The organism is Allobosea sp. 2KB_26 (genome assembly GCF_052115715.1).
Classification (GTDB): Bacteria; Pseudomonadota; Alphaproteobacteria; order Rhizobiales; family Beijerinckiaceae; genus Allobosea.
This window is the reverse complement of the sequence record NZ_JBFRHE010000001.1, coordinates 1,145,382-1,164,650: the sequence shown is the minus strand read 5'-3', so window position 1 is coordinate 1,164,650 and position 19,269 is coordinate 1,145,382. Positions and strand designations below refer to the sequence as shown.

Sequence of the window (19,269 nt, the reverse complement as noted above, 5' to 3'; positions counted from 1 at the left end):
GGCCGGTGAGCCGGCGCGTGAGCTAGCACGGTGCCCCATTCGCCCGACGCCCCACGAACCTCGCTGTTCAGGAAGTATTTTCTCGCCCTGTTCGCGGCAGTCGCCCTGCCGCTTCTGATCGCGGGTGGGAGCGAAGCCTGGTTCGGCTATCACGACCAGCGCGCCAGGCTGAACGACCTGCTGGATGCAGAAGCCCGAGGGGCGGCGGCGAAGATCCAGGATTTCATGGAAGGGATTCGCGATCAGCTTGGATGGATGGTGCAATTGCCGTGGTCGGAGAACACCGACGAGCGGCGCAGGCTCGACGCCTTGCGCCTGCTGCGCCAGGTCCCCGCCGTGGTCAGCCTCCGCCTCATCGACGCTGCCGGCAAGGAACGCCTGTTCGTGTCGCGCATCGGCCTGAACCGGGTCGAGAGCGGTGAGGACCACTCCGCGAATCCGGCGGTGGCGGGAGCACGCTCGGGGCGTGTCTGGTTTGGGCCCGTGACGTTCTATGGCGGCTCGGAGCCTTTCATGACGGTCTCGGTCGCCGGCAATCGCTCGGCGGTCGGGGTGGCGGTCGCGGAGGTCAATCTCAAGTTCATCTGGGATGTAATCTCGGCGATAAGGGTGGGGCGAACCGGCGAGGCGTTCGTGCTCGACCAGCCGGGGCGCCTTGTCGCTCATCCCGATATCAGTCTGGTGCTGCGCGCCGACGAAGCCGCAACGCAACCGCTTCAAGCCTTGCGAGCCGCCATTCTGGCGCGCCCCGGCCAGGCGATTACCGGCCAGGATACCGCGCGAAACTCCGTGCTGGCCGCCATGGCGCCGATCCCCGGCGTCGATTGGAGCGTCATCGTCAAGCAGCCCGTGACTGAGGCATTCCGACGGATCAACGCCGCACTTTGGCGCACCGGGGTGCTGCTCATTGCGGGAACGGTCCTCGCGGCCGTGCTTGCCTATTGGCTGACGCAGCGCATGGTCGGGCCGATACGGCTCCTGGAGGAGGGCGTCGCGCAGATCGGCGCAGGGCAGTTCGACCACCGGATCAGCCTCGGCACGGGCGACGAGTTCGAGCGGTTGGCCACCCGGTTCAATGAGATGGCCGCCGAATTGGCAGTGTCCCAGGAACGCTCTGAACGCATCAGTCGGCTCCGGCGCTTTCTCGCGCCGCAAGTGGCCGAACTCGTCGACCGCACAGGTGACGACAGCGTGCTCGACGGGCGGCGCGTCGAGGTGGTCGTGGTCTTCTGCGATTTGCGGGGCTTCACTGCCTTCTCGGCGCAGGCTGAGCCCGAAACCGTGATGAGCGTGCTCGGCGAGTACTATGGCGCCATCGAAGCGGTCGTCAGCGTACATGGGGCGACGCTGATGGGCTTTTCCGGCGACGGAGCGATGGTCCTGGTCAACGCGCCGGTTTCCTGTCCTGACCCGGCCCTACGCGCCGTCTCCATGGCCAGCGACATGCAAATGAGCGTGCAGAAACATCTGGTCGGCTGGCGCACCCGGGGCCACCAGCTTGGCTTTGGCGTGGGGCTGGCCATGGGGCCGGCCACGGTCGGGCGGATCGGCTCGGAAGGCCGCCTCGATTACGCTGCGATCGGCAACGTCACGAATCTGGCATCGCGCCTATGCGCGAGCGCTCGGGATTCCGAGATCCTGATCGATCGCGCCGCCGCCCGCGCGGTTGGTTCGAGCGTGCCGCTCGTCGAGTTGGATCCACGCAGTCTGAAAGGTTTCGATCAACCCGTTCCCGTCTTCGCCGTTGTCTTCGGCATCGGTCATTAGGTCATCGGACCGGATATCGTATCCGTCCGATGATCCAACCATCTGTGATGGCATCGGCTTTCCCGAAAACCGCAATCCACTTTTCGGGCCGATGCCTTAGGTCCCGACGGCGCTGCTCATGGAGCAGATCGGCTCTGATGGCGCGCAGGCAACGATGGCCCTTGATCAGGGGCAAACATATCCGGTTGGGTCAGGGAGGCATCGTGCGCCCGTGGGCAGTATCAATGCTCCGCGTGGATCCCGCCGGACATAATCGCCGTTGGGCAGCTGGAAGCCGCCGCTCTGGTCGGGTGTCACGCGCGTGCCGTCAGGCAACATGAGGTCGCTGCCCGTTCGCATGATGCGCTTCTCGGGCGTGCTGTCCGGCACGATAACCTGACGGACCGGTGTCGGGCTGCATGCTGTGAGTGCGGTGACGCAGAGCAGCGTCGCAAATGGCGTCCTAATCATGAGGCATTGTTGCCGGAGGACGGAAGCGAGCGCAAGGCGGGTGCTCGCGTATTGCCGCCGACGAAGCCCGAGCCTGCTGTCATCGCCCAGCTCCACTGCAATTCAATCATGGGCCGAGGCAGGCAATGTTCGGCGCGCATGGACCCGCTCCCGGGGAAAGCCGAGCGCAGAGCGTCAAGCTGGCGGGGGGCATCGGGATCAACGAGGAAGTCAGGCGGCGGCGCGAAGAAGGCACGGGGTTGCCCGCTTCGCGCCCAGACCTGCTCGTTACTCCACGGCGACGATCTTGCCGGCCTCCCATTTGAACATCGAGAACGCCGGCGAGCTGAGATCGCCATTCTTGTCATAGGCCAGCTTGCCGATGGCGGTGGTGATGGGCCCTCCGGACTTCAGCGCTGTCGCGACTGCGGCCGCATTGGTGGCCTTGCCGGCTTTCTCGATGCCGGCCTTCAGCACTTCGACTGCGGCATAGGCATTGAGCGTGAAGGCTTCCGGCGGGATACCCTTGTCCTTGAGGACCTTGACCGCTTCCGCGGAGTCGGGGTTCTTCAGCGCATCTGTCGCGTTGGTGAAGAGTGCGCCCGACGCCGTTTCATCGGCGATCGCCCAGAATTCCGTGTTGGAAAGCCCTTCGCCGCCGATGATGGTGGCCTTGAGACCGGCGTCGCGAAGCTGCCGGGCGAGGAGCCCGCCTTCCGGATGGTAGCCGCCGAAATAGATCAGGTCGATATTGGCGGCCTTGAGACGCGTGGTGATGGCCGAGAGATCCTTTTCGGCCGGTGTCAGCGACAGGTAGAGCGCCTCCTTCAGGCCGCCGGCATTGATCCCCTTCTTGAAGGCATCCGCGAGGCCCTTGCCGTAAGTGCCCTTGTCGTGGATGACCGCAATCCGCTTATCCTTAAGATTCTTCAGGACATAATTGGCGGCGACCTCCGCCTGCTGATCGTCGCGGCCGCATGTCCGCAGAACATTGGTCAGCCCACGGGTGGTGAGTGACGGAGCCGTAGCCGTCGGCGTCACCATCAGCACGCCGTTCTCGGCAAAGACATCGGACGCGGGAATCGCGACGCCCGAGGTCACCGGCCCGACGACGAAGCGTACCTTGTCCCCAACGAGCAGGTTGGCGGCCGAAACCCCCTGCTTGGGATCACCGGCATCATCGGCAAGCTTGAGCACCAGCTTCTCGCCGAGCACGCCGCCCTTCTTGTTGATGGCGTCGACCGCCGCCTCTGCGCCGTTTCGCACCTGATCGCCATAGGCTGCGACCGGACCCGTCAGCGGCGCGATGAGGCCGATGACGATATCGGCCCGCGCCCCCGGCGCCGCGGCGAGCAGCGTGGTAGCAAAGGCCGCGCTGACAAAGAACTTGAACTTACTCATCACAATCCTCCCTCAACTGGCTCGCATTTCCAGTCGTGGATGCGAGCCTTCGTGGTGAAGCGGTCGAATACCCGGCCACTGCGAGGAGAAACCAGGCAGGGGCGAAACGTGCATAGAGATCGCTCGCGGGTTTTATAGGGCAACGCGGCTGCGCGCGGCACTGCGCGCGCCAGGTGGGGTGGGTGTCAAAATTGCCGGGTCTGCCGGGCGAGCGGCTGCTCTCCGCCCGTGGGCATGTCCTGCGGCGCAGAGGCCATGCCGAATGCGGAGCTGCATGCTGCCGCGCCACGCAAAACTGCGTGGATGTCATCGCTTCGGAGCTCGGGCCCTAGTTCTGCCGCGTCGCTGCGAACCATGCCGCAGCCCGCAGCATCGCGGCCTCCTCGCCAAAACCCGACAGGGCTGCGACGGCCTCCTCGCAGAGCCGGTCGCGCTCGCGCTTGGCGCCGGCGAGACCGAGCGCGTTGATCAGGGTCGCCTTGCCCTTGTCCTGGTCCTTGGCCGTGGCCTTGCCCATCTGCTCCTGGCTGGCCTCCACGTCGAGGATGTCATCAGCCACCTGGAAGGTGGCGCCGACCGCCCGGCCGTAACGCCCAAGCGCGGCAAGGGCGGTCTCTTCGGCGCCGCCGAGGCGCGCACCGATCTCGACGCTGGCCGCCAGCAGCGCCCCCGTCTTCATCGCCTGCAGCCGGCGGATCTCGTTCTCGGCAAGCGCGGTCGAGCCCGGGTTGAAGCGCCCCTCCGCTGCGAGATCGAACATCTGGCCGCCAACCATGCCGCCGAGGCCGGACGCCCGGGCGAGGCAAAGCACCAGCGCCGCGCGGACCGCACCGGACTCGTGGGTGGCGGGATTGGCAAGGACCTCGAAGGCGAGTGTCTGCAGCGCATCCCCGGCCAGGATCGCGGTCGCCTCGTCGAAGGCCTTGTGGACCGTCGGTCGTCCGCGGCGCAGATCATCATCATCCATCGAAGGCAGGTCGTCATGGACGAGCGAATAGCAATGCAGCAGCTCGACGGCTGCGCCGGCACGCAAGGCTTGCGCTTCGTTGGCCCCGAACAGCAGCGCCGTCTCGACCGTCAGGAAGGGCCGCAGGCGCTTGCCGCCGCCGAGCGCGCCATGGCGCATGGCTGCGAGCAGCCGTTCGGGCCGCGTGATCTCTCCCGCTCCTGGAGCGGCCTGAAGCAGACCGTCGAGCAGGGCCTCGATCGCATCGGCTGTCTGTGAAAGACGGGCCGGAAGGGCGTCATCTGCGGCGGAACTCATGCGCTGATCTCGCGTTCGCAACGGTGGCGGGGGCTTGCCGGATGGGGGCGGGATCGTCAAGTTGCGGGGGCATGGCGGTCATGGCGGGTCACGAGCAAACGCGGCGGCGAGGAATTGTCGGCCGTGCATTGGGGTGGTGTTTTCGCATCCTCATCGGGCTCGCCGTTGTCCTGGCGCTCGGGTTGCTGATCTTCCGGTTCATGCCCGCCCCCTCGACGCTGATGCTGGCGCGCTGGCTGACCCTTCAGCCGGTGGAACGGCAATGGGTGCCGCTCACGCAAATCTCGCCTGCACTGATCCGCGCCGTCATCGCCGCCGAGGACCAGCGCTTCTGCAGCCATTCCGGCGTCGACTGGATCGAGCTCAACGCCGTGCTCGACGATGAGGATGGCCCGAGCCGCGGCGCTTCGACGCTGACCATGCAGACGGCCAAGAACGTCTTTCTCTGGCCGGGGCGCTCCTATCTGCGCAAGGCGCTCGAGATTCCGCTCGCGCTCGCGATCGACTTCGCCTGGCCGAAACAGCGGATCATCGAGGTCTATCTCAACGTCGCCGAGTGGGGCGATGGCGTCTTCGGGGCGGAAGCCGCCGCCCAACGCCATTTCCGGAAGCCTGCCGCCCGCCTGAACACTGGAGAGGCTGCACGGCTCGCCGGTGCGCTGCCCAATCCGATCCTGCGCAATCCCGCCAAGCCGAGCCGCGGCCTGCAATCGGCGAGCGGGCGAATCCAGCGCCGCACGGCGCAGCTCGGATCACTTGGGGACTGCGCCGTGCCTTCCGGCATGAAAGATGTCGATTAGGCCTAGTCATCCCGCCTGCGAGCGTGTATGGCCATCGCCTCACGAGATTGATCCGTCGTCGTGGCGGTGGCGTGGCTCTGCGGCCTGCGCTTCCGGACGGCGGCACGATGGAGAGTACAATGGCCGTTCCGAAGAGAAAGACTTCGCCGTCGAAGCGCGGCATGCGCCGCTCGGCCGACGCGCTGAAGCAGCCCACCTATATCGAAGACAAGAACTCCGGCGAACTGCGCCGTCCGCATCATGTCGATCTGAAGAGCGGCATGTATCGCGGTCGCCAGGTGCTGAAGGCCAAGACCGAGGCCTGAGCCCCGGTCGCAGGCTTGCGAGTCTAGGAGCCGGCCGCGAGGCCGGCTTTTTCTTTGTCCTGTTTCCGCCGGCGCCCGCCAGGCCCTCTGCCGAGGAGCGATCTGTGATCGCGTCTCGATGGATGTCTCCGGTGCGGCTTCCGGATGATCCATCGGGACACCGCTATCATGCGGCTCCTCGGCAGAGGGTCTGGCCTCACGCGACCAGGCGCTGCCGCTTCCTCCCGGCGCGCTGCGCCTGGGCTTCGTAGCGCCGCGCCGCGACCTGTGGCGTCTCGCGCGCCCGGCGCGCGAACGGACCGATTTCGGCGTGGCTGGCCGCGATCTGCAGCAGCAGCATCGTCGACGCGTCGGGAAGCGCCTGGTGGCTTCTCGCCCCGTATTGCTGATCCCGCATGTGCCACTCCGGAACGCTAGGGTTGCGCTGGAGGGAAAGTTGCAATCCTGGGGCCGGCCTTAACCGGGCGTTAAGCCAGAAACCTGCATCGTTTCGAAACATCTCCCGATCTCGTTCGGCCAGGACGGCACGACGCCAAAGGTGTCCCGCGGCCTGCGCCTCTAAGGCCCTGCACCGATGCCTGCGCCATCGATCCTGAGTACCCGCGAAGAAACGATCGTCGACCCGCGCAGCCTGCTCTCCTCGATCGGCGAGGTGGTCTACAGCTGGGACATCGCCAACGATTCGCTGAACTGGGGTCCTAACGCCGCCGAGGTTCTGGGACCGATTCCGGTTGCTGCGATGAGCCGCGGTCTCGCCTTCGCCGGGTTGGTGGAGCCGGGTAGCGGCCGCAGCCGCTACGACGCAATCTTCTCGACCGGCGGACAGGACCATGGCGAAGGTGCGATCTACCGCACCCGCTACGCAGCCGATCTCGGCGGCCGCAAGATGTGGATCGAGGATGCCGGCCGCTGGTTCGTCGGCATCGACGGCCAGCCTGCCATGGCGCGCGGCGTGCTGCGCATCGAGCGCTCTGTACGACCCGACGAGCTTACCTCGCAGAGCCGCGACGTCTGTGACCGCGGGGCACTGGTCGAGCGTCTCGAATCATCGCTGCAGGAGCATCTTGCGGCTGAGCGCCCGGTCGTCGTGCTGATCGCGGCGATCGACGAGCTCGCACGTCTCAACGATGATTTCGGCCATGAAGCCACGGACGAGATCATCGGCGTGGTCCAGGAAAGGCTGCGCTCGGTGATGCGTCGACGCGACCATCTGCTGCGCTATTCCAGCAATCGCTTCGCCATCCTGCTCGCGGGCTGTCCGCAGAACCAGATCGAGCCGGCAGCGCGGCGCTTCATCAAGGCCGTCGCACAGTCCGCGATCGAGACCGGGCGCGGCATTGCGCTGGTGCGTCTGCGGGTCGGCGCGGCCGTCGCGCCGGATCTCTCGCGGCATGCCGGTACCCTGGTCTCGGCCGCGGAGAACGCACTTGCCGGCGCCAAGGCAGGCGCAGCCGACACCGTCGTCATCGCACGTCAGCGCGAGTTGCGTGAGCCGGCGCCGGACCACAGCGGCTTCGATATCCAGGCCATCGCGGCACTGAACGAGCGTCGCGTCCGGCTGGCGCTGCAATCCGTCGTGGAGGCCAGGACGCGCGAGGTTGCCTTCCACGAAGCTCTGCTGCGGGTCGGCCATGGATCTGAAGGGCTGTTCTTCTCGGCGGCAGAGCTGATTCCGCTGCTCGAGCGGCGCGGGCTCGTCCGGCTCTTCGATCACCGCGTGCTCGAGCTCGCCGTCGACATGCTCGCGGCCGATCCGAACATGACGCTCTCGATCAACGTCTCGCCGCGCTCGCTCGGCGATCCGGAATGGCTCGACGCCTTCCTGGCCTGCACCGGCTCATCCCGCGGCCTCGCCGGGCGGCTGATCGTCGAGATCACCGAGACGGCGACGATCGAGGATCCGCGCCGTCTGGCCCGCCTGCTCGGCAAGATCAAAGATCAGGGCGCACGCATCGCGATCGACGATTTCGGTGCGGGCCACACGTCGCTGCGGCATCTGCGCGCCTTCCCGATCGACATCCTGAAACTGGACGGAGCCTTCACGCAGAACCTGCGACGTTCGACCGATGACCGCTTCTATGTTCGGACGCTGATCGACCTTGCCCGCCATCTCATGGTCGACACTGTCGCCGAATGGGTCGATGACGAGTTGCAGGCGACCATGCTCACCGATTGGGGCGTGACCTATCTGCAGGGGCATCTCGTAGGCAAAGCCGAACTCTGGCAGCCCGCAGTGCCTTCAGAGCTGCACCGGGCGGTGGGCTGACCCGAGGGAGGGAGCAGTCTCGAGCAAACGACCAGCCCGAGACGCTCTTGATCAGGACGTGCCCGGGCAAGCCCGGGCCTGAGGGCGCTGCCCGCTCACTTCGTCTTGGCGAGCTTGTCCAGCCGGTCGCGCATCTCGGAGAGTTCCCGCTTCAGGTCGCCGAGCTCGTCGCCCTTGCCGGCGGCTGGTGCTGCATCGGCCTTGGGCTGGGCCGAGGCTGCCGCTGCGGCAAAGGGGTTGAACAGCCGGAAGGCTTCCGTGAACATCGCCATATTGGCGCGGGTCTGGGCCTGGATCGCGTCCAGTCCGGTGCCGCCAAATGCGCCGCCGGTGAAGGCCTTGCCCATCATGTCGCGGAACTGATTCTGCTCCTTGGTGAGATTCTCCATGGAGAACTCGAGATAGCGCGGCACCAAAGCCTGCATGCTGTCGCCGTAGAAGCGGATCAGCTGGCGCAGGAAGGTGATCGGCAGCAGGTTCTGCCCGTCCTTGCTCTCTTCGTCGAAGATGATCTGGGCCAGGACCGAACGCGTGATGTCCTCGCCGGACTTGGCATCATAGACCACGAAGTCCTCTCCGCCGCGGACCAGGCCGGCCAGATCCTCAAGGGTGACGTAGGAGCTCGTGCCCGTATGATACAACCTGCGATTGGCGTATTTCTTGATGACTGTCGGTTCTTTTTCGCTGGCCATCATACCCTGCATCGCGTTGATCCGGGCCTGACATTTCAGGTCCAGCGGAACGATCCTCCCGGCAACGATAACCTGTCAGCGGCATGCTGCAAGTTTTTTGAACGTTTTTGAATCAATCTTACCGAGCGGAACGCTGGGGCGGCGAACCAGTGCTGCTATGCAGCACGGTCCCGGGGAGGCGAACCACGCTCTCCCTCTCTCGGCCGGCTTGACGCGGCCGCGGCAGCCTTCGAAGGTGGGAGCCGAACCTGGTGGCCCGGTCCTGGCGAGCCACTACGACAACAGCGAGGAACTCACCATGGCCGATACTGACATCGTAATCGTCGGCGCCGCGCGCACGGCGGTCGGCGCCTTCAACGGCGCTTTTGCCAATACTGCGGCCCATGATCTCGGCGCTGCCGCGATCAAGGAGGCGCTCGCCCGCGCCAAGGTCGAAGGCGGTGAGGTCGACGAGGTCATCATGGGCCAGATCCTGACCGCGGGGCAGGGCCAGAATCCGGCTCGTCAGGCGGCGATGAAGGCCGGCATCCCGCAGGAAGCAACCTCCTGGGGCCTCAACCAGCTCTGCGGCTCGGGCCTGCGTGCGGTCGCCATCGGCCTGCAGCAGATCGTCAATGGCGACGCCGACATCATCGTGGCCGGTGGCCAGGAATCGATGTCGATGTCGCAGCATGCTGCGCATCTGCGCAACGGCACCAAGATGGGCGACACCAAGTTCATCGACACGATGATCAAGGACGGACTCTGGGACGCCTTCCACGGTTACCATATGGGCACCACCGCCGAGAACGTCGCGACCAAATGGCAGATCAGCCGCGAGGAGCAGGACAGGTTCGCCGTCGGCTCGCAGAACAAGGCCGAGGTCGCGCAGAAGGCCGGCCGGTTCAAGGACGAGATCGCTCCCTTTACCGTCTCGACCCGCAAGGGCGATATCGTCGTCGACCAGGACGAGTATCCCCGTCACGGGGCGACGCTGGAGGCCATGGCCAAGCTGAAGCCAGCCTTCTCGAAGGAGGGCACGGTGACGGCCGGCAACGCGTCTGGCCTCAATGACGGCGCTGCCGCTCTCGTCCTGATGACCGCCAAGGAAGCTGCCAAGCGCGGCCTCACCCCGCTCGCCCGCATCGCCTCCTGGGCCACTGCCGGCGTCGACCCGGCGATCATGGGCACTGGCCCGATCCCGGCGACGCGCAAGGCATTGGAGAAGGCCGGCTGGAAGATCGGCGATCTCGACCTCGTCGAGGCCAACGAGGCCTTCGCGGCGCAGGCGCTCGCGGTCAACAAGGACCTCGGCTGGAACCCCGATATCGTCAACGTCAATGGCGGCGCGATCGCGATCGGCCATCCGATCGGCGCTTCCGGCGCGCGCGTCCTCGTCACGCTCCTGCATGAGATGGCCAAGCGCGACGCCAAGAAGGGCCTCGCCACGCTCTGCATCGGCGGCGGGATGGGTGTCGCCATGGCGGTGGAACGCTGAGCTCTCGCCATGGCGAAGCAGACGACGCTCTATCGCTATCTCACGGGCCCCGATGACGCCGTCTTCTGTCATCGGGTCTCGGAGGCCCTGAGCAGGGGCTGGGAGCTCTACGGGCCCCCGACGCTGACCTATGACGTCAGGAACAGCGCGTCATCTGCGGCCAGGCCATCATCAAGGACGTGGACGGGCCCTATTCGCCCGATCTGAAGCTCGCGGAACAATAGCTCAAAAGACCAAAACGAAGAGGGGACAACCAAATGACGAAGGTCGCGTTGGTCACGGGGGGGACGCGGGGTATCGGCGGAGCGATCAGCCGGACTCTGCAGGCCGCAGGCTACAAGGTGGCGGCCAACTATGCCGGCAATGACGAGGCAGCGGCCAAGTTCAAGGCGGAAACCGGCATCCCGGTCTATAAGTGGGATGTCGGCGATTACGATGCCTGCACTGCCGGCATCGCCAGCGTCGAGGCGGAGAACGGGCCGGTCGACATCCTGGTCAACAATGCCGGCATCACCCGCGACGGCTTCTTCCACAAGATGACCAAGGACCAGTGGTCCGCCGTCATCCGCACCAATCTCGATTCGCTCTTCAACATGACGAGGCCGGTGATCGAGGGCATGCGCGGGCGCAGCTTTGGCCGCATCATCGTGATCTCGTCGATCAACGGCCAGAAGGGCCAGATGGGCCAGGTGAACTATTCGGCGGCCAAGGCGGGGGACATCGGCTTCGTCAAGGCACTTGCCCAGGAGAACGCCAACAAGGGCATCACCGTCAATGCGATCACACCCGGCTATATCGGCACCGACATGGTTGCTGCCATGCCGGAGGAGGCGCTGAAGCGCGTCGTCGCCGGTATCCCCGCCGGCCGGCTCGGCAAGCCCGAGGAGATCGCCCAGATGGTCGCTTTCCTTGCCTCCGATCACGGTGCCTTCACCACCGGCGCGACGTTCGCGGTCAATGGCGGGCAGTATATGGCGTGAGCTTGATCGAGGCTGTCGGCGCGACCGCGCCGACAGCCCTCGTCAAGTCGATGCGCCCTCGATAAACGCGGCTTCAGTTTGGCTGAGAGGGCAGGCGGGAGGCGCCTTTACGCTGAGGCTTCCTGCCAGCGCCGGTACAGCCCGGGGATGTCGTTGGAGCAGAACAGATCCATGCTGTCCCTGATCTGCTCCAGCGGCCAATCCCACCAGGCCATCTCCAGCAGCATGGCGATTTCGGCTTCGGTGAAGCGCGTGCGGATCGGCCTGGCCGGGTTGCCGCCGACGATCGCGTAGGGCTCGACATCCCTGGTGACGAGGGCGCGGCTGCCGATCACGGCGCCGTGGCCGATCCGGATGCCCGGCATGATCATCGCCTCGGCACCGATCCAGACATCGCTGCCGACCACGGTGTCGCCAGCTGGCCGGAAGGCGTCACGCGCGCCGGCGAAGGCAGGTTCTTCCGACATATAGAAGAAGGGAAAGCTGGAGACCCAGTCGTTCCGATGCCCCTGGTTACCGGCCATCATGAAGCAGGCGCCGGTCCCGATCGAGCAGAAGCTGCCGATGATGAGCTTGTCGACATCGGCGAGGTCGGGCCGCAGGTAGCGGGCACAATCGTCAAAGGAATGCCCGTGATAATAGCCGGAATAGTAGCTGTACCGACCGACGGTGATGTTGGGGTTGGTCACCTGTTCCGACAGAAGCCTGCCTTTGAACGGGCTTTCAAAGGCGTTCGTCATCCCGGTGTGCTCCCGTCCTTCAGCGCAAATCCAGAGAGTTTGAAGCGGGCAGATTACCCGGAGTGATCGAAGGGAAATCCGGGAACCGCTCCGGGGCTTTACCGATCGCTGCCCGCGTCTCTTCTTCAGTGCCTAGCGCCAGCGTCCGAAGGCATCGTCAAGCGTCTGGCTGCCCGAGACACCCTTCTCGAAGGTGATGATGCCGCGCCGTCCGGATGCGAAACGCAGCGGGATGTCGATCCAGCTGCGCGTCTGCATCAGCTCGATATTGCGGTCGATTTCCACCGGCACATTCGAGAGCGCGGCCACGAAGAGATTGTCGCCGAGCGCCGACGCGATGGCGGAGAGTGGTGCGCCCCGTTCGTTCTCGTCGGTCTTGAGCTGCGGCACGCCGACCTCGCGGATCGCGTCGGTCGTGGCATCACCCGTCCGCGTGAAGCGCAGGCCAATGATATGCGAGGCCGGGAAGGCGCTGTCGGTGTTGCGGCGGATGGTGAAGTCGAGGCTGAGGCCGGCATCCGGAACCTCAACGCTCGCGCGCACGATCGTCTCGACCGGGCGACCCTGCCCGGCGCTCTCGCTGTCGAGCCGCCAGACGACCCGGCCATTGACGGCCTTCGGCTGCTGCGGGGTTTCCGGTACTTCGGTGTAGAGAATGGCGCGCTGGGCGACGGCGATCTCGCTGCCCTGTGAGGCCGTCGCGCCACCAGGCCGTGCGGCCGGTCCTGCGCCTGTCGCTCCGGCATCGCCGACCCGGTCGTTCAGCTTGCCGGCGCTGTCCGGCTGCGACTGCTGGACCTGCGCCTCGGTCCGAGGGCGCTGCGCTGCCGTGTCGGAGGGATTGACCTTGTTGACATAGAAGGCGGCCGCCGCGATCGCGACGACCGCAAGCGCGACGCCGCCGCCGACGATGGCGGTGCGGATATGTCCGGGATCGACGCGGCGCTCGCGTGGGGGAGCGACGCGCGGGCGGACCGGCTGCGTGTCGACCGGCTCCTGGGTCTCGACCGGGCGGCTTTCGAAGGGGTCGATGACGGGGCTCGTCCCGACTTCCTCATGGGCCGTATCGGCCAGAGCGGGCTCAGACTCAGGCTCCGGTTCCGGAACGGGGCGGATCGTCGTCGTGGCGGGGCGCTGGGTCTCAGCCTCGTCGTAATCGGCCTCGACACGCGACATCGCCTCGTCGAGCGCCAGGCGCTCGCGCATGATCTCGGCCTCGCCGACCGGTGGGTCGAGACTCCGCAGCTGGGCGACCAGAGCTGTCCGGGCGCGGTCATAGACCGCGCGGCGCGCTTCCGGGGACTTGTCGGGCAGCCCGGCGATCGCGCGCGCCAGGATGGGATAGAAATCGGCCATTGGCCTCAATTGTCCGTGTTGGGCTCGCCCGTCAACCCTCGAAAGGATTGTGGACCAGGATGGTGTCGTCGCGCTCGGGGCTGGTCGAGAGCACGGCGACGGTGGCGCCGATCAGCTCCTCGATGCGGCGGACATATTTGATCGCCTGGGCCGGCAGGTCCGCCCATGAACGGGCATTGGCGGTCGAGCCTTCCCAGCCTTCGATCGTCTCATAGATCGGTTCCACGCGGGCCTGATCGCTCTGGCCGGCAGGCAGATGCTCGAGCACGGCACCGTCGAGACGATAGCCGATGCAGACCTTGATCTCCTTGAAGCCGTCGAGGATGTCGAGCTTGGTCAGCGCGATGCCGTCGATGCCGGAGGTCTTCACGGTCTGGCGCACCAGGCAGGCGTCGAACCAGCCGCAGCGGCGCTTGCGTCCGGTGACGACGCCGAATTCCTTGCCCTTCTGGCCGATCAGCTCGCCGGTCTCGTCAAACAGCTCGGTCGGGAAGGGGCCTTCGCCGACGCGGGTCGTGTAGGCCTTGGCGATGCCGAGCACATAGCCGACCGCGGAGGGGCCGAGGCCGGAGCCGGTCGCGGCCTGGCCGGCGACGATGTTGGAGGAGGTCACGAACGGGTAGGTGCCGTGGTCGACATCGAGCAGCGCGCCCTGTGCGCCTTCGAACAGGATGCGCTTGCCGGCGCGGCGCTCCGAATCGAGCAGCGCCCAGACCGTGTCGGCATAGGGCAGGACCTGCGGCGCGACCTTGGTCAGCTGCTCGAGCAGCTCGGAGGCATCGACTTCGCCGATGCCGAGCCCGCGACGCAGCGCGTTGTGATGGGCGAGCAGGCGCTCGATCTTGGCCTTCAGGATCGCGGGATCCTTGAGGTCGATGACGCGAATCGCGCGCCGGCCGACCTTGTCCTCATAGGCGGGGCCGATGCCGCGCTTGGTCGTGCCGATCTTCAGGCCGGCATTGCTGGTCTCGCGGAAATGGTCGAGCTCGCGGTGCAGCGGCAGGATCAGGGTCGCGTTGTCGGCGACGCGCAGGTTCTCGGGCGAGATCGCGACGCCCTGGGCGCGCAATCGCTCGATCTCCTCGACGAGATGCCAGGGATCGACCACGACGCCATTGCCGATGACCGAAAGCTTGCCGGGCCGCACGATGCCCGAGGGCAGCAGCGAGAGCTTGTAGACGACGCCGTCGATGACGAGCGTATGGCCGGCATTGTGACCGCCCTGGAAGCGCACCACGACATCGGCCTGGCTCGACAGCCAGTCGACGATCTTGCCCTTGCCTTCGTCACCCCATTGGGCGCCGACCACCACCACATTCGCCATCGGACTGGTATCCCTGCCTCGTTGCCGCAAGCGCCGCGCACATGAAAAACCCCGACGCAAGGCCGGGGTTTCGGGGCAAGTCCTTGCAAGCCCTCATGGGCCAACATTGCGGCAAGGTCAAGATTGACCGCGTCCTGGAGAGGCCGCTATCCGCACGGAGTTGCACGCATCGGGCCTGGTCCTGCGACCATCTGACCCTTGCGCGCGGATCAACCGCCATCGAGCCGCACAAGTTCGATCAGCCTGGCGCAATCGGCCGCAATCCGTCGTTCTGCGAGATTGGTGATGCCCAGCAACAGGCCGCGGTGCCCGGGCGGCTCAGCATACCAGGGCGAGAGCGGCACCGGCGCGATCCCGAAGGGCAGGGCGCGCAAGGCGATGTCGATATCGTCCGTGCCCGGTGGCAACTCCATCCGTACCGACAGGCCGCCGGTGGCATGGATGGCGAAAGCCCCTTCTGCGGTCTCCTGCAACTGCTGGAGCAGCAGCTCACGCCGTGCGCTGTAAAGCCGCTTCATCCGGCGCAGATGGCGCAGATAATGGCCCTCGGCCAGGAAGCTGGCCACGGCATGCTGAACCGCGGCGGACGGAGCCGGCGCGAGACAGGCGGCAATCGTGCCGAAGGCCTCCGCGACGGCGGCTGGAACCACCAGGAAGCCGAGTCGCAACGCCGGGCTGATCGTCTTGCTGAAGCTGCCCGCATGCAGGACGCAGCCATCCTGATCGAGCGAGGCGAGCGCCGGCGTGGCACGGCCCTTGAGCTGCAACTCGCTGAGATAATCGTCCTCGACGATCCAGGCACCCGCGTGCCGCGCCCAGTCGAGCAGAGCGAGCCGGCGTTCCAGCGACAGCGTCACCCCGAGCGGAGCCTGCTGCCCCGGGGTGACGACGGCCAGCGCCGCCTGCGGAGCGCGCCGTATGCCCTCGGTGACCGACAGGCCCTCGCCATCGACCGGCACCGGGATGGTCGCCATGCCGGCAAGCTGAAGGGCACTGCGCGTCAGGGGAAAGCCGGGTTCCTCGAACCAGGCCGAGCGGCCCTCGAGCCGCAAGGTGCGAATGATGAGACCGAGCGATCCCGCGAAGCCGTTGGTGACCAGGATCTGAGCCGGCGTGCAGCGAATGCCACGAGCGATGGCGAGGTAGGCGGCGATCTCTCGGCGCAGGTCCGGATGACCGCGTGGATCGGGATAACCGACAGGCGCGACGGCGGCCTTCCGGGCCGCGCGCGCCATCACCCGCGACCAGAGGGTGAAGGGGAAGGCATCCTGCGCCGGAACGCCCATCTGGAAGGCGAGTGGTACGTTCTCGAAATCGCGGAACAGCTCGGGAAAGGGCGGCTTCTCCTTCGGCTGCTCGGCTGCTGCCAGCACCGGCATCCTTTCGGCAACGCGCGTTCCGGCGGCGCCCTGCGACAGGATCCACTGCTCGTCGCTCAGTCTTTCATAGGCGGCCCTGACGGTTCCGCGGGCGATGCCAAGCTGCGCGGCAAGATCGCGCCAGGATGGCAGGCGCGCGCCGCCGGCGAGCTGGCCCTCCCGGATTGCATCGCGAATGGCGGCGTGAATCTGCAGGGCGAGCGGTGCCTTGGCGCTGCGGTCGATCTGGATGCGGAGCAGAGCGGTCATCGGATCATGGTACAGTCATTTCTGCTAATCTTGGTGCTTTCTCATGCATCATCTCGCCCGCATTCTCCTGCCATCGAAATGAACGGAGAACGGAGATGAGCCTTCGAGCCTCTGGAGCCGGTGCGGCGCTGTTTGCTGCACTCGCCCTTCCCATCATCGCCTCGGCGCATTCGCCGAGGCCGGGCGGAGAGACGGTCAAGCCGGTGTTCAGGCAGGCGATACCCAACATTCCCGGCAAGAGCCTGGTCAGCGTTGAGGTGACCTACAAGCCCGGCGCGGCCTCGACCCCGCACCATCATGCCGGCTCGGCCTTCATCTATGCCCATGTGTTGTCGGGTGCGATCCGCAGCCAGGTCGATGACCAGCCCGCCCGAATCTACCGGACCGGCGAGACCTGGTTCGAGGTGCCGGGCGCGCATCACAAGATCAGTGAGAATGCCAGCAAGACCGAGCCGGCGCGCCTGCTTGCCGTGTTCATCGTCGACAGCACCGAAGCGGTGCTGACCACCCCGGATCACCAGTGAGGAGCGATCCCATGACCCAGCGTCTCGACTACACCACTGCTTCGCCTGCCGGCATGAAGGCTCTTGGCGGCGTCTATGCTCATGTCGGCCAGTCCGGCCTCGCCAAATCCCTGATCGATCTGGTCTATTTGCGGGTCTCGCAGATCAATGGCTGCGCCTACTGCATCGACATGCATTCGCGCGATCTGCTCAAGGGCGGGCTTGCGGTCGAGAAGCTGGTGCTGGTGCAGGCGTGGCGCGAGGCGCCGAGCCTGTTCTCCGAGCAGGAGCGGGCTGCCCTGGCCTGGGCCGAAACCGTGACGCGCGTTGCCGATACAACGGTGCCCGACGCTGATTTCGCCGCCGCTTCTGCGCAGTTCAGCGAGAAGGAACTGGCCGACCTGACGATCGCGATCGGCCTGATGAACGTCTATAACCGCATGGCGATCAGTTTCCGCACCGTTCCTGCGGCGGCGCGGCACTGAACCCTCAAGCGCCGGCCCGTGCAAACACAGAGGCTTGGAGGATCGGACCGGATACGAGATCAGGTCCGATCATCCAGTCAGTTCTGCGCCAGCGGGCGCGGCATCGCTGCCGGCTGGATTGGCCTGGACTCGAACGTGACCTCGCGGTCGCCCGGCCATTTCAGGCGGTAGGCGAGCTTGATCTCCTTCTCCGCGCCGGGGGCGAGATCGAAGGTCCAGGCCGAGACGCCGCGCTTGTCGCCGACCTGCTTCTCGGTCGGCGGCGTGGTTTGCGACAGGGTCTCCACCGTGATCGAACTGTTCTCCGAGAAGGGCACGCGTTCCATGACGGTGACCTTGACCGGCTGAGCGTGGAGGCTCTTCACCACCGTCCTGAATTCGCGCAGATCCGTGCGGGTCTGGCCGAGCCAGGTGGGCTCGTTCTCGCGACGGCGCACGGGTGCGCGGCTGACCTTGAGCTTGTCATCGGCGCCGAAGCCGAGCTCGACCTTGTCTCCGGGGGCGACCAGCCCGAGCCGGCCGCGGCCGATATAGGCGCCGTCACGGTGCAGCATGACCACGCCCGGAAGCAGAGGCGCCTCGTCCTCGTGGAGGAAGACGGCTTCGAGATAGGCCTTCTCTTCGAGCTCGGGCGTGGCGCGGGCCGAGAGCGTCGGGCTGACCTGACCCTGGCTCAGCACCACGGCCTTGGACGTCGCGCCCTGGGGGACTGTGACGCGGCCCGGCACGATGAAGCTGGCCTGATAGGTGCTGGTCTCGACCTGGGCTGTCTGGATTTCGGCCGGGCTCGGCGAATCCGCCATCCTGCGCGACTTCGCGGCCTCTAATTCAGCTTCGGCCTTGGCTCGGGCCGCCGCCATCGGGGCCGGCGCGAGGCGCGTGCGGCTCTCATAGAGAACCGCTGCATCGAGGAAGGCGACCTGCATGGGGGCAAGCTCGGGTGCGCGTGTTCCGCCCGCCGAGCGCGTGGTCGAAAGGATCAGCGCGACGTCGGTCCAGTCCTCGCCGGTGCGCTGGCGCAGCTCGGCGCGGCGAATGAAGGTGATCTCGGGCTTGGCGGTGGCGCTGTCGGTCGCCAACCTGGCCTCATAGCTCGGCAGCCAGTTCGCGCTGGTGACGCGGTAGCTGACGGTGAACTCGGCTGCGAGCGGCGTTTTGGCCTCGACCGCGATCGCAACATCGCGCTTCGGTGCATTGCCACGGCCGGCCTGCGGCCTTGTGCGCTCCAGCGCTTCGATTTCAGCTTGCGTATCGGAGACGCGGCTGCGCGCGATGCGCAGCTCGTCATTGACCTTGACCAGCGCGGTGCCGATCGCGTCGAACACGGCCGGCCAGTCGCTGATCGGCAGGGCCTTGCCGTCCGGGCCGAGCTTGTCGGGGCCCGTCTGGCCGAAACGCTCGATGGTCCCGCGCTTGGCCTCGATCGCGCTGACCTGGCCGTCCAGCGTCTCCTTCTGCTCGCGCAGGGCCTTGAGCTTGGCCTCGATTACCGCATCGAGACCCTGCCTGGCATCGCCGGGAACCGGGCGGACATCGACCGCGCCAATCGCGAAAGCGCCGTCACCCTTGCCCTCGACACGGATCGAGGCGGGATCCACTGCCGCCGGCAGGCCACGCAGCACGACCTGCGAGGCACCCTGCAGCAATTCGGCCTTGCCGAGCCGGGTCACCACCGCGCCGTCGGGATAGACCGTGACCCGGTCGATCCGTGTCGGCAATTCGATCTCGGCTGCGCTTGCAAGGCTCGGCGCGAAGATCAGGGCGGCAGCAAGTCGGCTCATCATCAGGCATTCCCCCGAGGCAAATCAGTGCGGCGGATTGGCGCGTCGGAATTCGGCGCGGCCAAGGCGGA

At 66.3% G+C, this 19,269-nt stretch carries 17 protein-coding genes and 1 pseudogene; 9 read left to right on the top strand and 9 right to left on the bottom strand.

Annotated features, from left to right (window positions below; translation table 11 throughout):
• Window positions 1-30 precede the first annotated feature (30 nt).
• Entirely contained in the window at window positions 31-1,767 is a 1,737-nt protein-coding gene (locus AB4099_RS05715) for an adenylate/guanylate cyclase domain-containing protein (protein WP_441477341.1), read from the top strand.
• 717 nt (window positions 1,768-2,484) lie between these two features.
• Here the strand turns inward: AB4099_RS05715 and AB4099_RS05710 are convergent.
• Both AB4099_RS05710 and AB4099_RS05705 read right to left on the bottom strand, forming a co-directional pair.
• A complete protein-coding gene (locus AB4099_RS05710; protein WP_441477340.1) occupies window positions 2,485-3,597 on the bottom strand; it encodes a branched-chain amino acid ABC transporter substrate-binding protein in 1,113 nt (370 codons plus the stop codon).
• A 328-nt stretch (window positions 3,598-3,925) separates the two neighbouring features.
• Window positions 3,926-4,861 carry a polyprenyl synthetase family protein gene (locus AB4099_RS05705; protein ID WP_113518599.1) on the bottom strand — a complete coding sequence of 312 codons (936 nt, stop codon included), beginning with the start codon at window positions 4,859-4,861 and terminating at the stop codon, window positions 3,926-3,928.
• Window positions 4,862-4,941: 80 nt separating this feature from the next.
• Here AB4099_RS05705 and mtgA point away from each other — a divergent pair, with 80 nt between their 5' ends.
• Window positions 4,942-5,661 (top strand): monofunctional biosynthetic peptidoglycan transglycosylase, encoded by a 720-nt coding sequence (gene mtgA, locus AB4099_RS05700; protein ID WP_441477339.1) that lies wholly within the window; start codon window positions 4,942-4,944, stop codon window positions 5,659-5,661.
• 119 nt (window positions 5,662-5,780) lie between these two features.
• Window positions 5,781-5,966 carry a 50S ribosomal protein L32 gene (gene rpmF, locus AB4099_RS05695; RefSeq protein WP_043233137.1) on the top strand — a complete coding sequence of 62 codons (186 nt, stop codon included), beginning with the start codon at window positions 5,781-5,783 and terminating at the stop codon, window positions 5,964-5,966.
• Window positions 5,967-6,162: 196 nt separating this feature from the next.
• Here the strand turns inward: rpmF and AB4099_RS05690 are convergent, their stop codons facing one another.
• Window positions 6,163-6,363, bottom strand: a complete 201-nt coding sequence (locus tag AB4099_RS05690) for a hypothetical protein (RefSeq protein ID WP_162768306.1) — start codon at window positions 6,361-6,363, stop codon at window positions 6,163-6,165.
• A gap of 177 nt (window positions 6,364-6,540) precedes the next feature.
• On the opposite strand from AB4099_RS05690, the gene AB4099_RS05685 reads away from it, so the two are divergent.
• Window positions 6,541-8,232 (top strand): EAL domain-containing protein, encoded by a 1,692-nt coding sequence (locus AB4099_RS05685; RefSeq protein WP_441477338.1) that lies wholly within the window; start codon window positions 6,541-6,543, stop codon window positions 8,230-8,232.
• A gap of 95 nt (window positions 8,233-8,327) precedes the next feature.
• On the opposite strand, the gene phaR is transcribed toward AB4099_RS05685, so the two are convergent.
• Window positions 8,328-8,924 (bottom strand): polyhydroxyalkanoate synthesis repressor PhaR, encoded by a 597-nt coding sequence (gene phaR / locus AB4099_RS05680; RefSeq protein WP_113517105.1) that lies wholly within the window; start codon window positions 8,922-8,924, stop codon window positions 8,328-8,330.
• A 298-nt stretch (window positions 8,925-9,222) separates the two neighbouring features.
• Between phaR and AB4099_RS05675 the strand changes: the two genes are divergently transcribed.
• The 3 genes and pseudogenes from AB4099_RS05675 to phbB all read left to right on the top strand — a co-directional run bounded on the left by AB4099_RS05675 (window position 9,223) and on the right by phbB (window position 11,381).
• A complete protein-coding gene (locus AB4099_RS05675; RefSeq protein WP_441477337.1) occupies window positions 9,223-10,401 on the top strand; it encodes an acetyl-CoA C-acetyltransferase in 1,179 nt (392 codons plus the stop codon).
• 9 nt (window positions 10,402-10,410) lie between these two features.
• Window positions 10,411-10,625: pseudogene (locus AB4099_RS05670) on the top strand (DUF1737 domain-containing protein).
• 33 nt (window positions 10,626-10,658) lie between these two features.
• Window positions 10,659-11,381 (top strand): acetoacetyl-CoA reductase, encoded by a 723-nt coding sequence (gene phbB / locus AB4099_RS05665; protein ID WP_113517091.1) that lies wholly within the window; start codon window positions 10,659-10,661, stop codon window positions 11,379-11,381.
• A gap of 107 nt (window positions 11,382-11,488) precedes the next feature.
• Here the strand turns inward: phbB and catB are convergent, their stop codons facing one another.
• The 4 genes from catB to pdxR form a co-directional block, all read right to left on the bottom strand.
• Window positions 11,489-12,121, bottom strand: a complete 633-nt coding sequence (catB, locus tag AB4099_RS05660; protein ID WP_441477336.1) for a type B chloramphenicol O-acetyltransferase — start codon at window positions 12,119-12,121, stop codon at window positions 11,489-11,491.
• Between the two features lie 132 nt (window positions 12,122-12,253).
• On the bottom strand, window positions 12,254-13,477 hold the full coding sequence (locus AB4099_RS05655) for a histidine kinase (protein WP_441477335.1): 1,224 nt from the start codon (window positions 13,475-13,477) through the stop codon (window positions 12,254-12,256).
• Between the two features lie 31 nt (window positions 13,478-13,508).
• The gene (locus tag AB4099_RS05650) at window positions 13,509-14,801 is read right to left on the bottom strand and encodes an adenylosuccinate synthase (RefSeq protein WP_113517094.1); all 1,293 of its coding nucleotides are present in this window, start codon (window positions 14,799-14,801) and stop codon (window positions 13,509-13,511) included.
• A gap of 209 nt (window positions 14,802-15,010) precedes the next feature.
• A complete protein-coding gene (gene pdxR / locus AB4099_RS05645) occupies window positions 15,011-16,429 on the bottom strand; it encodes a MocR-like pyridoxine biosynthesis transcription factor PdxR (protein WP_441477334.1) in 1,419 nt (472 codons plus the stop codon).
• 95 nt (window positions 16,430-16,524) lie between these two features.
• Here pdxR and AB4099_RS05640 point away from each other — a divergent pair, with 95 nt between their 5' ends.
• Together AB4099_RS05640 and AB4099_RS05635 are read left to right on the top strand one after the other, a co-directional pair.
• Entirely contained in the window at window positions 16,525-16,953 is a 429-nt protein-coding gene (locus tag AB4099_RS05640) for a cupin domain-containing protein (RefSeq protein WP_113517096.1), read from the top strand.
• An 11-nt stretch (window positions 16,954-16,964) separates the two neighbouring features.
• A complete protein-coding gene (locus AB4099_RS05635; RefSeq protein WP_113517097.1) occupies window positions 16,965-17,417 on the top strand; it encodes a carboxymuconolactone decarboxylase family protein in 453 nt (150 codons plus the stop codon).
• 77 nt (window positions 17,418-17,494) lie between these two features.
• Here AB4099_RS05635 and AB4099_RS05630 read toward each other — a convergent pair whose 3' ends face one another.
• Window positions 17,495-19,201 (bottom strand): mucoidy inhibitor MuiA family protein, encoded by a 1,707-nt coding sequence (locus tag AB4099_RS05630; protein ID WP_441477333.1) that lies wholly within the window; start codon window positions 19,199-19,201, stop codon window positions 17,495-17,497.
• Between the last annotated feature and the right edge of the window lie 68 nt (window positions 19,202-19,269).

Bases quoted from the DNA above. Each gene is read 5' to 3' on its own strand.
- AB4099_RS05710 (WP_441477340.1), bottom strand. From the start codon at position 3,597: ATGAGTAAGTTCAAGTTCTTTGTCAGCGCGGCCTTTGCTACCACGCTG.
- AB4099_RS05705 (WP_113518599.1), bottom strand. From the start codon at position 4,861: ATGAGTTCCGCCGCAGATGACGCCCTTCCGGCCCGTCTTTCACAGACA.
- mtgA (WP_441477339.1), top strand. From the start codon at position 4,942: ATGGCGGGTCACGAGCAAACGCGGCGGCGAGGAATTGTCGGCCGTGCA.
- rpmF (WP_043233137.1), top strand. From the start codon at position 5,781: ATGGCCGTTCCGAAGAGAAAGACTTCGCCGTCGAAGCGCGGCATGCGC.
- AB4099_RS05690 (WP_162768306.1), bottom strand. From the start codon at position 6,363: ATGCGGGATCAGCAATACGGGGCGAGAAGCCACCAGGCGCTTCCCGAC.
- AB4099_RS05685 (WP_441477338.1), top strand. From the start codon at position 6,541: ATGCCTGCGCCATCGATCCTGAGTACCCGCGAAGAAACGATCGTCGAC.
- phaR (WP_113517105.1), bottom strand. From the start codon at position 8,924: ATGGCCAGCGAAAAAGAACCGACAGTCATCAAGAAATACGCCAATCGC.
- AB4099_RS05675 (WP_441477337.1), top strand. From the start codon at position 9,223: ATGGCCGATACTGACATCGTAATCGTCGGCGCCGCGCGCACGGCGGTC.
- phbB (WP_113517091.1), top strand. From the start codon at position 10,659: ATGACGAAGGTCGCGTTGGTCACGGGGGGGACGCGGGGTATCGGCGGA.
- catB (WP_441477336.1), bottom strand. From the start codon at position 12,121: ATGACGAACGCCTTTGAAAGCCCGTTCAAAGGCAGGCTTCTGTCGGAA.
- AB4099_RS05655 (WP_441477335.1), bottom strand. From the start codon at position 13,477: ATGGCCGATTTCTATCCCATCCTGGCGCGCGCGATCGCCGGGCTGCCC.
- AB4099_RS05650 (WP_113517094.1), bottom strand. From the start codon at position 14,801: ATGGCGAATGTGGTGGTGGTCGGCGCCCAATGGGGTGACGAAGGCAAG.
- pdxR (WP_441477334.1), bottom strand. From the start codon at position 16,429: ATGACCGCTCTGCTCCGCATCCAGATCGACCGCAGCGCCAAGGCACCG.
- AB4099_RS05640 (WP_113517096.1), top strand. From the start codon at position 16,525: ATGAGCCTTCGAGCCTCTGGAGCCGGTGCGGCGCTGTTTGCTGCACTC.
- AB4099_RS05635 (WP_113517097.1), top strand. From the start codon at position 16,965: ATGACCCAGCGTCTCGACTACACCACTGCTTCGCCTGCCGGCATGAAG.
- AB4099_RS05630 (WP_441477333.1), bottom strand. From the start codon at position 19,201: ATGATGAGCCGACTTGCTGCCGCCCTGATCTTCGCGCCGAGCCTTGCA.